This window comes from Pseudomonas sp. GL_093 (genome assembly GCF_057837605.1).
Window position 1 is genome coordinate 1,199,567 of sequence record NZ_CM174448.1, and the last position, 13,647, is coordinate 1,213,213.

The window sequence follows — 13,647 nt, forward strand, 5'->3', positions numbered from 1 at the left end:
GATCAATCCAGTAAAGAAAGGGTGACAGGCGTCAGGTGATTGTCTTCGACCCGCACTTGCAGTTCGCCTTCGCCAAGTCTGGCTTTCAGGCGCTGACCATTGTGGGTTTGCGCGGCGTTGCGGATCGCGTTGCCGCGTTCGTCCAGCAAAATGCTGTAGCCACGGCCGAGGGTCGCCAAAGGGCTGACCACATGCAGCGTCTGCATCTGGCTTTGCAGTTGCAGGCGACGTGATTTTAGCCCTTCGCGCATGGCACGGGGCAGGCGTTCGGCAAGACTGTCTAGGCGCTGACGGAGCATCGCCAGTTGCCGACCGGGATGTTGCCCGGCGAGGCGGGTTTCGAGGCGGATCAACCGTTCGCGACGGGTATTGAGGCTGCGTTCGAACGCGCGGCGCATGCGCATGTCCAGATCGTCCAGGCGCTGCGCTTGCTGGCGCAGACGTTCGCCGGGATGGCGCAAGCGGCGAGACATGCCTTCCAGGCGCAGTCGTTCACGCATCAAGCGGTCGCGGATACGCATCACCAGCCGTCGATGCAGGCTTTCGACCCGGCGGACCAGGTCACTGGAATCCGGCGCGAGCAGTTCGGCGGCAGCGGAAGGCGTCGGGGCGCGGACGTCGGCCACGAAGTCGCTGATCGACACGTCGGTTTCATGGCCGACGGCGCTGACAATCGGCGTCACGCAGGCATCCACGGCGCGGGCCACGGCTTCTTCGTTGAAGCACCAGAGGTCTTCCAGCGAACCGCCGCCACGGGCCAGGATCAACGCATCGAAACCGCGGGCGTCCGCCAGTTTCAATGCGCGGACAATCTGCGCAGTGGCTTCGCGGCCCTGCACGGCAGTGGGGATCAACGTGAGTTGGATCTGCGGCGCACGGCGGCGGAATACGCTGATGATGTCGCGAATCACCGCGCCGGTGGGCGAGCTGATGATGCCGATGCGTTGCGGATGCGCGGGCAGCGGCACTTTGCGTTCGGCGCTGAACAGACCTTCGGCGCTGAGTTTTTCCTTCAGCGCATCGAAGGCCAGACGCAGCGCACCGTCACCGGCCGGCTCCACGGTATCGAGGATCAGCTGATAGTCGCCACGGCCCTCGAACAGCGAAACCTTGCCGCGCACCTTCACCGCCAGGCCATCCTTCAATGCCTGACGAACCCGCGCCGCGTTCTGCCGGAACAGTGCGCAACGCACCTGGGCACCGCTGTCCTTGAGGGTGAAATACACGTGACCGGACGCCGGGCGAGCGAGGTTGGAGATTTCGCCTTCGACCCAGATGTTGCTGAACACGTCTTCAAGCAACACCCGCGCGCGGCCGTTGAGCTGGCTGACAGTCAGGACTTCACGGTCCAGGCCGAGTCTTGCAAAGGGATCTTTAATCATGGGGCGCAGTTTAAAGGCATTCGGCGCTGAATCTCCATGCACCAACGAAAATCCCCTGTAGGAGTGAGCCTGCTCGCGATAGCGGTTTAGCATTCAATACTGTTGTCGACTGATACACCGCTATCGCGAGCAGGCTCACTCCTACAGGGGTAAAGTCGGGGCCCGGATTCAAGGAAGACATGGAATGAATGCATTTGAGATGTTGCACCAATGGCCCTTCGGTACAACGGATTGGCTGATCATCGGGCTGGGCATCGCCCTGGCCTACATCGTGTTCGGCATCGCCGGCTTCGGCACCGCATTGGTAGCGGGGCCGATTCTGATCCTGTTCATGCCGCTGTCGAAGATCGTGCCGCTGTTGGTACTGCTGGATTTCGTCGCGGCGTTCGGCAATCTGCTGCCTTCGCGGCGGGATGTGGCGAAGCCCGAGTTGCTGCGTCTGCTGCCGTGCATGGCGGTCGGCTGCACGCTGGGAGTGATTTTTCTGTTGAACCTGAAATCCGATGTGTTGTTGCTGATGATGGGGCTGTTTATCAGCGCTTATGCGATTTATAGCCTGTGGGTCAAAACCCGTCCGACACAATTGTCCGCCGCTTGGGCCGTGCCGATGGGTACGGTGGGCGGGATGTTCGGGGCATTGTTTGGCAGTGGCGGCTTTTTATATGCGATCTATTTGAACAGTCGCCTGCCCAAAGAGGCAGCCCGGGCGACTCAGAGTGCACTGATCAGTTGCAGCACCGTGGTGCGCTTGAGCCTGTTTGCTGTCGCGGGCGTGTACGCCGAGCTACCCTTGTTGGTATTGGCGCTGTGTTTATTGCCGGCCATGGCATTGGGGCTGTGGATCGGCCGGCGGTTGACCATGAGATTGTCCCGCGAGGCGTTTGTGCGGCTGGTGACCTGGTTGGTGCTGGCCAGCGGAATCGCCTTGATCGGACGTTATTTGAGTGCTTGACCTGAGAGTGTCAGGGATTAAGCTGCCGCCCGAAAATCCTGTGGGAGTGAGCCTGCTCGCGATAGCGGTTTAACATTCAATAATGTTGTCGACTGATACACCGCTATCGCGAGCAGGCTCACTCCTACAAGGGTGAATATTCAGTATTTGCAGGCTTGTGCCCATGAATTCGCAAAGCATTATTGTCCCGAAAATCTCCACACTGCCGGTGCACGAACCCCGGGCCCGGGCGGTCGTGCGTTGGCTGGTGCGCAAGAACATCATTAAAGAAGAACTGACCACTTGTGGCCGCACTGGCAACCGCATGGCTCATGCCATCGGCGACGGCGCCCGCGCTGTCGTGCTGCATCCTGAAGCGCTGCCGTTCGGTGAACCGATCAATGGCCTGGAGATCATCACCAAACGCTGCATCTATACGCCGGCCAAGGGATTCCTTGAAGAGGCGGGCTGCGCCGAGTGCCGCAAGGAAGTCGGCGAAGCGCTGTTCGAAAGCCTGGAAGACTGGATGCCGGGGCGCACCGATAACTTCACGTGTCCGGAGTGCGGGCATGAAGATGACATCAACGGCTTTCTTTTCCTGCAGGAATGCGGCTTTTCCAACCTGGGTTTTATCTTCAACAACTGGGCAGAGGCCGGGTTCAAGCAGAGCTTTATCGACGAATTTGCCGATTGGCTCGATCAGCCTGTCAGTTGGGTGAAAGTCGAGCTGTAGGAGACGAGAATCTCCGTATATCAGTAATGCTAATAATAGACAGAGTTTTACATTGAACCCGAGGGGGTGTCTGACTATAATGGCGCGCTTCCATTTTCCCGCTCGGGAGCCCCCGCGATGCTGCGTATCAGCCAAGAAGCTCTGACATTCGACGACATTCTCCTAGTGCCTGGTTATTCCGAGGTGCTTCCTAACGAAGTCAGTCTCAAGACCCGCCTAACCCGTGGCATCGAGCTGAATATTCCTCTGGTTTCTGCCGCCATGGACACCGTTACTGAAGCCCGTCTGGCAATTGCCATGGCTCAGGAAGGTGGCATCGGCATTATCCACAAGAACATGACCATCGAGCAGCAAGCTGCCGAAGTGCGCAAGGTCAAGCGTTATGAGGCCGGCGTGGTCAAGGACCCGATCACCATCGAGGCTGACGCCACGGTTCGTGAACTGTTCGAACTGACCCGCATGCACAACATCTCCGGCGTTCCGGTCCTGCACGATGGCGACCTGGTCGGCATCGTCACTTCCCGTGACGTACGTTTCGAAAACCGTCTGGACGCCACCGTCCGTCAAGTGATGACGCCTAAAGAGCGTCTGGTCACGGTCAAGGAAGGCGCCGACAAGAACGACGTCCGCGAGCTGTTGCACAAACACCGCATTGAACGCGTGCTGATCGTCGACGAAAAATTCGCCCTCAAAGGCATGATGACCGTCAACGACATCGAAAAAGCCAAGGCTTACCCGCTGGCCAGCAAGGACGACCAAGGTCGTCTGCGCGTTGGTGCTGCAGTCGGTACCGGTAAAGACACCGGTGATCGCGTAGCTGCCCTGGTCAATGCCGGCGTTGACGTGGTGGTGGTCGACACCGCTCACGGTCACTCCAAAGGCGTGATCGACCGCGTTCGCTGGGTCAAACAGAATTTCCCTGAAGTGCAGGTCATCGGCGGCAACATCGCCACCGGCGCTGCCGCCAAGGCTTTGGCCGAAGCAGGCGCCGATGCAGTCAAGGTCGGTATCGGCCCAGGCTCGATCTGCACCACCCGTATCGTCGCCGGTGTCGGCGTCCCGCAAATCAGCGCCATCGCCAACGTCGCCGCTGCCCTAGAAGGCACTGGCGTTCCGTTGATCGCCGACGGCGGCATCCGTTTCTCCGGTGACCTGTCCAAGGCCATCGTTGCCGGTGCTTCCTGCGTGATGATGGGCTCGATGTTCGCCGGTACTGAAGAAGCACCGGGCGAGATCGAACTGTTCCAGGGTCGTTCGTACAAGGCTTACCGCGGCATGGGTTCGCTGGGCGCCATGTCCCAGGCTCAAGGCTCCTCCGACCGCTACTTCCAGGACTCCTCGGCAGGCGCCGAGAAACTGGTTCCGGAAGGTATCGAAGGGCGTGTTCCTTACAAGGGCACCCTGAGCGCCATCATCCATCAACTGATGGGCGGCCTGCGTTCCTCGATGGGTTACACCGGCAGCGCCGACATCGAAGAAATGCGCACCAAGCCTGAGTTCGTGCGGATCACCGGTGCCGGCATGGCCGAATCCCACGTTCACGACGTGCAGATCACCAAAGAAGCGCCAAACTACCGCGTAGGTTGAGCCTTCCAGCAAAAAGTTAAGTAACCGGGGCTGTTTTCAGCCCCGAGTTGTTTCTGATTTTCTTCACCGAATTGCATAGACGAGACTGACCACATGGCCCTCGACATTCACGCTCACCGCATCCTGATCCTCGACTTCGGTTCCCAGTACACCCAGCTGATTGCCCGCCGCGTGCGTGAAATCGGTGTGTACTGCGAACTGCATCCGTTCGACATGGACGACGAAGCGATTCGCGAATTCGCGCCGAAAGGGATCATCCTCGCCGGCGGCCCCGAGTCCGTACACGTCGCCGACAGCCCGCGCGCACCGCAAGCCGTCTGGGACCTGGGCGTACCGGTCTTCGGTATCTGCTACGGCATGCAGACCATGGCTGAACAGCTGGGTGGCAAGGTCGAAGGTTCCGAGCTGCGTGAGTTCGGTTACGCCCGTGTTGACGTGGTCGGCAAAAGCCGTCTGCTCGACGGCATTGAAGACCACATCGACGCCGACGGCCTGTTCGGCCTCGACGTCTGGATGAGTCACGGTGACAAGGTCACCAAGATGCCGCAGGAATTCCACATCCTGGCCAGCACCCCAAGCTGCCCGATCGCCGGCATGTTCGACGATGCTCGTGGCTACTACGGCGTGCAGTTCCACCCGGAAGTGACCCACACCAAGCAGGGCGGTCGCATCCTCTCGCGCTTTATCCTCGACATCTGCGGCTGCGAAGCCCTGTGGACGCCTTCGAAGATTGCTGAAGACGCCATTGCCAACATTCGCGCCCAGGTCGGCACCGACAACGTACTGCTCGGCCTGTCCGGCGGTGTGGACTCCTCGGTGGTTGCTGCGCTGCTGCACAAAGCCATCGGCGACCAGCTGACCTGCGTCTTCGTCGACAACGGCCTGCTGCGTCTGCACGAAGGTGAGCAAGTGATGGCCATGTTCGCCGAGAACATGGGCGTCAAGGTGATCCGCGCCAACGCTGAAGATCAGTTCCTCGACAATCTGGCTGGCGAAAGCGACCCGGAAAAGAAGCGCAAGATCATCGGCCGTACCTTCATTGACGTCTTCGATGCCCAGTCCAACAAACTGGACAACATCAAGTACCTCGCCCAAGGCACCATCTACCCGGACGTGATCGAGTCGGCTGGCGCCAAAAGCGGCAAGGCTCACGTGATCAAGTCGCACCACAACGTGGGTGGCCTGCCGGAAGAAATGAACCTCAAGCTGGTTGAACCCCTGCGCGAGCTGTTCAAGGACGAAGTCCGTCGTCTGGGCCTCGAACTCGGCCTGCCGTACGACATGGTCTACCGTCACCCGTTCCCGGGCCCGGGCCTGGGCGTGCGGATCCTCGGTGAAGTGAAGAAGGAATACGCGGACCTGCTGCGTCGCGCCGACCACATCTTCATCGAAGAACTGCGCAAGGCCGACTGGTACCACAAAGTCAGCCAGGCATTCGTGGTGTTCCAGCCGGTGAAATCGGTTGGCGTTGTCGGCGATGGCCGTCGTTACGCCTGGGTCGTTGCCCTGCGTGCCGTTGAAACCATCGACTTCATGACCGCGCGTTGGGCTCACCTGCCATACGAACTGCTGGAAACTGTTTCCGGCCGGATCATCAACGAAATCGAAGGCATCTCCCGCGTCACCTACGACGTGTCGAGCAAGCCGCCAGCGACGATTGAGTGGGAGTGATCCCGCGCTAGCGTCATCGTTGCGAAAGCCCCTGTACCGGTCTCGGTCAGGGGCTTTTTTATGCTTCACTGCTTTTGTAACGTGTGCTTCTGTTGCGTACGAAGCGAGCAATATGGCCTGCAGAAGTTTTGCTTCGACAGGTGGTAAAGTATTCGCTCGCTGTCGGGAGGTTTGAACATGAAGCTTGAAGAACGCATGCGGATGGCCATCCAGCGCACGTCGGGTAATGTGATCCTGCGCGCGGACGTTGCGTCGCTGGGCGGTCACTCTCAAGTTTCCGTCGCTCTCGATAAGTTGCAGAAAAAGGGCGTAATTGTACGGATGGGCATTGGTGTTTATGCCAAAGCGTTCAGAAACCCTGACACCGGTCTCGTTACGCCTGTCGAGGATCTTGAAACACTGGCGGTCGAAGCATTTCGGCGGTTCGGCATGAGCGTTTCAGTGCAAACGACGCCTTCAGGACAGCGCCGTTCGGGCGCCCGCAAGGAAGCGAAAATATGCGTGCAGGGCAATCGCCGGATCCGCCGCAAGTTGTCGTTGGGCGGAAGGTCGGTGGTTTACATCAATGAACGGGCGCCCTCCCGGAAAGCGAAAAATACGGTGAGGCGTCACCCTACAACCGGGAACTTGATCATCCCGACTGTTGGCCTCAAACGGTACGTGCTGGATCTCGCCGAGCTCAGCAAGGTTTCCTACGTCAAAACATATGCCGATGAATGGGCAGAAAATGTCTCGAGATTGGCCGGGGATGATGTTCGTACCGACTCAATTGAGCAGTTGGTCATTGCGTTGAAAAAAGAGAAAAAGGTCACCGGCACAGAAGCGGTTCATCTACTCGCCAACTACTTGAGAGAAAGACAGCGTGTTTGACCCGTTCAAGGATTTCGAAGCGAAGGGATATCTCAGGAATGTTGTGGGTGAAAAAGACCTCAACATCGTCAAACACCTTGAGCACGACTTGTTCAGCGCGAACCTGTCGGACGCCATGGCTTACCTGGCCAAGCAGAGAGTAATCACCTACGGTAATTTTCTGCATGTTCACAAACTCCTGTTCGGAGATCTTTATCCTTGGGCGGGCAAGGATAGACTGAGCACTTCTCCTGATTTGGCTATTTCCAAGGCAGATACTTACTTTTGCCCTCCCACTGAAGCCAAAAGGGCTGTAGAAGAAGGTCTCCGTCTGGGCCAGGACAAGGCTTTTCTCAGAAAATCATCGGGCGTGGTGATGGGGTTCTTTGCCTATGGGCACCCATTCCTGGACGGTAATGGAAGGACGATGCTCGTGGTGCACTCGGTGTTGTGTCATCGAGCTGGATTTTCGATTAACTGGAGCAGGACAGACAAGTCCGCCTACTTGTCGGCGCTTAGTGACGAGATCGAGACTCCCGATAAGGGCATCCTTGATGATTACCTGAAGGACTTCATCGAGCTACCTCTGGATCCGGGAAAGTGGGAAGCTGCCATTCAATCTGTTAAAGGTCTTAACGGTCTTGTCTCGGTGGACACTGTCGAAGGATCCTTTAATGATCCTGCCATCTCGCAGAAGTATCAGGAGTTCGATCAGCGCAGGGGCTACACGATTGATTGATTGATTGATTGATCGCATGTAACTGAAAAGGCCGTGTGAACACTGTTCACACGGCCTTTTTGCGTTTTAGACGCCTGGTAGTCGGACGGGGGTCATGCCCATTCTGTGCAGCGCTGAACTCAAGGCGTCGGGGTTTTGAAAGCGTCGACCATTGATCTGCCAGGAATCCCGTTCGACGTAGTACCCATCTGCATCATGCTTGATGGGCGTTCGAACGAGTTTGCCACGGGTGAGGATGCCGTTACTGGTGATGACTCTGTTGGTGAGGGTTCTGCTGCGGTGAACCAGAAAGGGTTCACCGGTACTGGTGCTGAGGGTGTACGTGCCCGGCATGGGTAGCCCATCCTCCAGCCTTTGCGCCAGGATCACGCTTTTCGGCGTCGGGATTTGCAGCAACAAGTCATTTTTGGCAAAACCGGCCGCTTGTCCCGGGCGTGGCTCGTCGGCCACCCCCGGGTCGACCTTGATACCGCCGAGCTCATCCGGGCCCACGCTTTCAATACGCAGCCCGATGCTGCCTTCAAGTTCGCTGACACCCGCCACTTCGGCATAGGTATTGGCGTGGCTGTTCCCGACCAACGCCACCCAGCGATGCGCGCCTCTGGCCGTTTGGTCGGCGTCGATGACTTGGCGGGCAAAGAAATTCATCATTTTTTGCCGAAAATTGATGTTTGCCCTCTCAATGCCAGCGCTGCGGTAACTGGCCAGGCAGTCGATGGCCTGAACGCGGATATGGTTTTTTTGCGCCGTCCTGACCACCTGCTCAAAGGTGAATTGTTCGCTGGGGTCAGTCGAAAAACCTGCATCAAGGTCCTTGAGGTAGCTTTCCAGATCCTCGGACATCACTCCAGTGCGGTTGAACACATCCAGGTCAGTCTGATGGAAATCGGTCAGCAGATGCTCCATGTACAGGGTTTTGACCTTTTGTTTGCGCAGCACGCTCATGTTCTCGACCAGAAACTGTTTACTGCCCACGCTGTCGTGGCTTTCACCGATGACCAGGCTCTGTGACCGCTTGAAAAGGGTCTTGATGATGTCCTGGAGCTTCGCATTCGCAATGAACGATGGAATGGTCGGTCTGGGTCGCAGCGGCGGTTGCGAATAGAAGGTCACGGCGTCGTCGTGCAGTGTTCGGCGCAGTCTCTTGAAGGCTCCCAGCTCAATGTCCGGATTGTTTGGATTGACAAAGCCGTCCTTCAAATCCCCCTTAGGGGCCATACCCTTGGCCGCCTGTTTGAGGGCTGGCTTGATGTCCTGCGGAACATCGTATGCCGTCGCCGGGGCATCGAAGTCCGGGAGTGGCGGCTCGGCCCTGGCAAACAGATCGGCAAACAGATCGGCAAACTTGCCCCCGCCCACCAGGCCGGGACGCGTGAGGGGCACCCATTCACCCATTTCATTCAGGCGTACCGGTATGTTGCGGTAAAAGGAGTAAGGATTGACCGGGTCAATGATTACCCAGGTTTTCAGTTCGTTGCTGTAGCGCACCAGGTAGAAACTGTCACCGACTGCGATGTAGTTACCTCCAGTCCGGGGTTGGTAAATGCCCTGGAATTTGCCTTCGTCACTGACCGGGAAGTCGCCGTCGAGGACCTCATTGGTTTCAAAAGGGGCGAGAATGTCGGCGTCGGCAGGCGTGGCCATGACGGTCTCGAAAGACGGAGTGGGTGGTGGGGGCAGTTCAGCTTCTGACTTCGGTTCCGGCCCGGTCGCAAGGGTCTCTTCTGTCTCCGTGATTTCTGCGAAATCGGAGGCCTCTGCAAGTTCTGCCGCCCCCCTCAGGAAAGGCAGGTTGAACAGCACATCCACGCTGCCAAGGATGGCGCCAGTCACTGCGGCCTTGCGTTCCGCCGGGGTGTGGCCGTTGATGGCCTGGTCGATGTGAAGCCCGACATTGGCGATGCCAGCGCCGATGACGACAAACGCTGCCGGCCATGCAAGGGCGGCCATGGGCCCGAAGGTGTGGTTGAAGGCATTGAGATAGCCTATCCACAGCTTTTTCCTGATCTCGCCGTTGGAGTGCAGCAGGTAATTGGCGTCGCTGAGCATGCGCTCATGAGTGGACCGGTTCAGATGGGTGAACGCATCACCGGCAATTTTCTCGCCACGGTAGTGGAGCAAATGATGGTCCGCGACTGCATATTCACCGGGCAATACGTCATAGGCATGGGTGAGGCCGATATTTTCGGTTTCCGTCTCCTCAAACGCATGAATGATCAGGCCAATACCGGTGAAGTTGGTGAGCTTGTGCCCCAGTGAAGTGGGTTTGTCCTGAATAATGTCGCGCTCTTGCTGCTTGAAGTGCATGAGCATGCGCTCACGGCCTTCGGCATCCTTGACTTCATTGGCCAGCCATTCGTGCAATTGCTCGACGCTGGTGAAGCAGTGAAAACCTCTGGGCTCACCCGGAACGTAGAGAATGTTCAGGTCACGGTCGTCGGTGATACTGAAAATGTCCGTCGACACGTACTGATCAATACAAAACTTGCGGATTGATAAACCGCTGCCTGCTGGCGCCTCGTCCAGCAGCATTTGCCGGGTGAGTGGCCTGCTCACATTTGCGGTGGCCGCCCTGAGCACCAGGGTGAAGTGTTCGCGGGTCAGGTATCCCTTCTCGTAGTCTTCAATGGCTTTGGCGATGAACGTGCACTTGGCCAGCGCACGGAAGTTGTCGCTGTGCTTTTCCCAGAACGTCGCGATGGCCGTTTTGCAACGGTCAGCGAAATTGGTATCCCAGAAGGTTTTCAACACATCCCGGGCATGCAGGCGAATTTCGTTGGTTTCATCGTAGTTTCCGGCATTGCCGTCGGCACGGTAGAAACCGCTGTCAACGTCCAGCAGGTCCCCGTTGTCCTGGTCGTGGACACTGAAACGCTGCATGACCAGTTGCGGGAAGGTCATCGACTCCCTGGGTTTTTCGAATACATGCTGCCAGCCGGTAAAGGTCTTCGAGCTGCTTTGAGCGGCATTAAACCGATGCCAGTAGACCTTGTCGGGTTCGATATCCGTGATGTTGTGCTGGATGAGAATGTCTTTGGCGACCTGATACGCCATGGCGTACATGTCGGGGCAATCGGTTACCAGATCAGGGATCAGGGCCTGGAGGGCCTGCGCATCGGTAGCGTCGGGCAGGGTTATGTCTTGAGTGTCGTCCATGATGCTCGCCTTGAGAGGTTGCTGAGGGGGCGCTCACTATCTCAAGGGGCATCGGTTCCATCTGTAAGCTACTGGGTGTCTGGTGGTGGCCTGTTGCTGATAGAAGAAGTAGGGCATGACGAAGGTCTGAGTCAGGCTCAGCGCCGTGCAACGTCAGAAAAGTAAAACTTGTCCAAGGTGTGCCGCGACTCGGTGTATTCGAACTGCCGTCCGTCCTGCAAAAACGTCTGGTTGCTGACCACGATCACATGGCTCTGGCCGTCGAGGTCCAGGTGTTGCTGGTCATCCTTGCTCCGCGGCACCGCTTCGATGGTGCGCTGGGCGTAGGCGATTTGCAGTTGCAAGGTCTGCTCGATGAAGGCGTAGATCGAGTGCTCGGCGATGTCTCGGGACAGGCCGGGAATCACGTCGCTGACGAAATGGTTGATGTCGAGGATCACGCGTTTGCCGTCGATCCGCCGCACTCGCTTGATCCGCGTGATCAGGCTGCCTTCTTCAGCCTGGATGTGTTCGAGCAGAGAACCTTCGAGGGGGATCTGGCTGAACTCGACCACGTCGGTGCTGACATTGTTGCCCAGGCTCGGGTAGGTCTCCTGGAAGCTGACGATGCCGCCCAGCTGAAATTCGATCGGGTTGGTCGACAGGACAAACGTGCCTTTGCCGTGGACTTTCTGGGCGAAACCGCGCTCCTGCAGTTGCTCGATGGCCTTGCGCACGGTGCCGCGACTGGCCTGGTAGCTGTCCATCAGTTCGGTTTCGGAAGGCAACCGGGCGCCGCGTTCCAGACGTTCGGTCGTGATGCTGGCAAGCAGATCGCTGTAGATCTGGTTGTATTTACTCATGGGGATGGCTCTATGCCGCGCTGTGCTCAAGGTTTCGAACCTTAAGGGCAGGGTAGGGGTTTGTCCATGCGGCGTTAGGTTTCTTTGACTTTTGAGGTGGGAAATGTCGCCGCCGGTCGGGTTCAGGATAAACAAATTCAAACTCGTCTGTACGAGTTGTTGCTTTAACTCGTACAGACGAGTACTTTTCGCTTCGGCGTGCTGCCAATAACAAAAAACTACAGCGGAAGAACAAGCATGAGCCACGACTATCCGAATATCGCCAGCGAGCTGCTGCAAAGCCTCGGTGGCAGCGACAACCTCGAGCAGGCCGCGCACTGCGTCACCCGCCTGCGCCTGGCCCTCAAGGACCCGAGCCTGGTCGACAGCGCCACGTTGAACCAGATCGATCTGGTCAAAGGCTCGTTCTTCACCGGCGGCCTGTTCCAGGTGGTTATCGGCCCTGGCGAGGTTGAAAAGGTCTACGCCGAACTGCGCCGTCAAACCGGTCTCGCGGCTTCAACCATCGCCGACGTCAAACAAAAAAGCGCCGACAAGATCAACGCCATGCAGCGTCTGGTGCGGGTGTTTTCCGACGTTTTCATGCCAATCCTCCCGGCGTTGATCATTGCCGGCCTGCTGATGGGCATTAACAACCTGATTGGCGCCAAGGGCATGTTCATCGAGGGCAAGACCCTGCTGGACGCCTATCCGAAGCTTGACGGGCTCTGGAGCCTGATCAACCTCATGGCCAACACCTCGTTTGTGTTCCTGCCGGCGCTGGTGGGCTGGTCGGCGGCCAAACGGTTTGGCGGCAGCGAAATCCTCGGCATCGTGCTTGGCCTGATGCTGGTGCACCCCGATCTGCTCAATGCCTGGAACTACGGCAAAGCGGTGGCCGGGCTGGACGGGCAGAGTCTGCCGTACTTCGACATTCTTGGCTTGTTCCAGATCGAGAAGGTCGGCTATCAGGGGCAGATCTTGCCGATCCTGCTGGCGGCCTACGTGATGAGCGTCATCGAAAAATGGCTGCGGGCGCGGGTGCCGAACGCGATTCAATTGCTGGTCGTACCGATCACCACCATTGTCGTCACCGGCGTACTGGCGCTGGCAGTGATCGGCCCGGTGACCCGGCATCTGGGGATTCTTATCACCGAAGGCGTGGTCATGCTGTTTGACCTGGCGCCAATGGTCGGCGGGGCGATTTTCGGTTTGCTCTACGCGCCGCTGGTGATTACCGGCATGCACCACATGTTCCTCGCGGTCGACTTGCAGCTGATCTCCACCCAGGGCGGCACCTTCATCTGGCCGATGATCGTCATGTCCAACCTGGCCCAGGGCAGTGCGGCACTGGCGGTGTTCTACATGACCCGTAACGTGCGGGATAAAAGCATGGCCTCGACCTCGGCGATTTCGGCTTACTTCGGCATCACCGAACCGGCCATGTTCGGGGTCAACCTGCGCTACAAATTTCCGTTCTACGCAGCCCTGATCGGTTCGGCCCTGGGCTGCATTTTCCTGTCGCTGAACAAGGTCCAGGCCTCGGCAATCGGCGTCGGTGGCTTGCCCGGTTTTATCTCGATCATTCCGCAGTTCATTCCGATGTTCGTGATCGGGATGGTCATTGCCATGGTCGTGCCGTTTGTTCTGACCTGCGGGTTGAGCATGAAGATTGTTCGGCCTGGGTATCGGGTCGCTTGATAGATCGCTATCGCGAGCAAGCTCGCTCCCACAGTTGATCGCATTCCAATGTGGGAGCGAGCTTGCTCGCGATGAGG

The 13,647-nt window shown here is 58.0% G+C and carries 10 protein-coding genes; 7 read left to right on the forward strand and 3 right to left on the reverse strand.

Translation table 11 applies throughout. The annotated features are described in order from the left end of the window. Positions 1-2 precede the first annotated feature (2 nt). Positions 3-1,382 carry an exodeoxyribonuclease VII large subunit gene (gene xseA / locus AC3IUE_RS05330; RefSeq protein WP_489265992.1) on the reverse strand — a complete coding sequence of 460 codons (1,380 nt, stop codon included), beginning with the start codon at positions 1,380-1,382 and terminating at the stop codon, positions 3-5. A 184-nt stretch (positions 1,383-1,566) separates the two neighbouring features. On the opposite strand from xseA, the gene AC3IUE_RS05335 reads away from it, so the two are divergent. From AC3IUE_RS05335 to AC3IUE_RS05360, 6 genes are all read left to right on the forward strand, one after another. Further along, on the forward strand, positions 1,567-2,334 hold the full coding sequence (locus tag AC3IUE_RS05335) for a sulfite exporter TauE/SafE family protein (protein WP_489265994.1): 768 nt from the start codon (positions 1,567-1,569) through the stop codon (positions 2,332-2,334). Positions 2,335-2,497: 163 nt separating this feature from the next. Continuing rightward, entirely contained in the window at positions 2,498-3,046 is a 549-nt protein-coding gene (locus tag AC3IUE_RS05340; RefSeq protein ID WP_008147784.1) for a hypothetical protein, read from the forward strand. 117 nt (positions 3,047-3,163) lie between these two features. Then, positions 3,164-4,633 (forward strand): IMP dehydrogenase, encoded by a 1,470-nt coding sequence (gene guaB, locus AC3IUE_RS05345; protein WP_056743214.1) that lies wholly within the window; start codon positions 3,164-3,166, stop codon positions 4,631-4,633. Between the two features lie 93 nt (positions 4,634-4,726). Then, positions 4,727-6,304 carry a glutamine-hydrolyzing GMP synthase gene (gene guaA, locus AC3IUE_RS05350; RefSeq protein WP_150747949.1) on the forward strand — a complete coding sequence of 526 codons (1,578 nt, stop codon included), beginning with the start codon at positions 4,727-4,729 and terminating at the stop codon, positions 6,302-6,304. Between the two features lie 177 nt (positions 6,305-6,481). Further along, on the forward strand, positions 6,482-7,174 hold the full coding sequence (locus tag AC3IUE_RS05355) for a hypothetical protein (RefSeq protein ID WP_489265997.1): 693 nt from the start codon (positions 6,482-6,484) through the stop codon (positions 7,172-7,174). Continuing rightward, complete coding sequence (locus AC3IUE_RS05360; protein ID WP_489265999.1) at positions 7,167-7,892, forward strand: Fic/DOC family protein; 726 nt, start codon at positions 7,167-7,169, stop codon at positions 7,890-7,892. The genes AC3IUE_RS05355 and AC3IUE_RS05360 overlap by 8 nt, the downstream gene beginning before the upstream one ends. A gap of 66 nt (positions 7,893-7,958) precedes the next feature. Here the strand turns inward: AC3IUE_RS05360 and AC3IUE_RS05365 are convergent, their stop codons facing one another. Together AC3IUE_RS05365 and treR are read right to left on the reverse strand one after the other, a co-directional pair. Further along, positions 7,959-11,048, reverse strand: a complete 3,090-nt coding sequence (locus AC3IUE_RS05365) for a membrane-targeted effector domain-containing toxin (RefSeq protein ID WP_489266001.1) — start codon at positions 11,046-11,048, stop codon at positions 7,959-7,961. 137 nt (positions 11,049-11,185) lie between these two features. Further along, positions 11,186-11,890 (reverse strand): trehalose operon repressor, encoded by a 705-nt coding sequence (gene treR / locus AC3IUE_RS05370; RefSeq protein WP_489266003.1) that lies wholly within the window; start codon positions 11,888-11,890, stop codon positions 11,186-11,188. Positions 11,891-12,127: 237 nt separating this feature from the next. Between treR and treP the strand changes: the two genes are divergently transcribed. Further along, positions 12,128-13,570 carry a PTS system trehalose-specific EIIBC component gene (gene treP, locus AC3IUE_RS05375; protein WP_056743220.1) on the forward strand — a complete coding sequence of 481 codons (1,443 nt, stop codon included), beginning with the start codon at positions 12,128-12,130 and terminating at the stop codon, positions 13,568-13,570. Positions 13,571-13,647 lie beyond the last annotated feature (77 nt).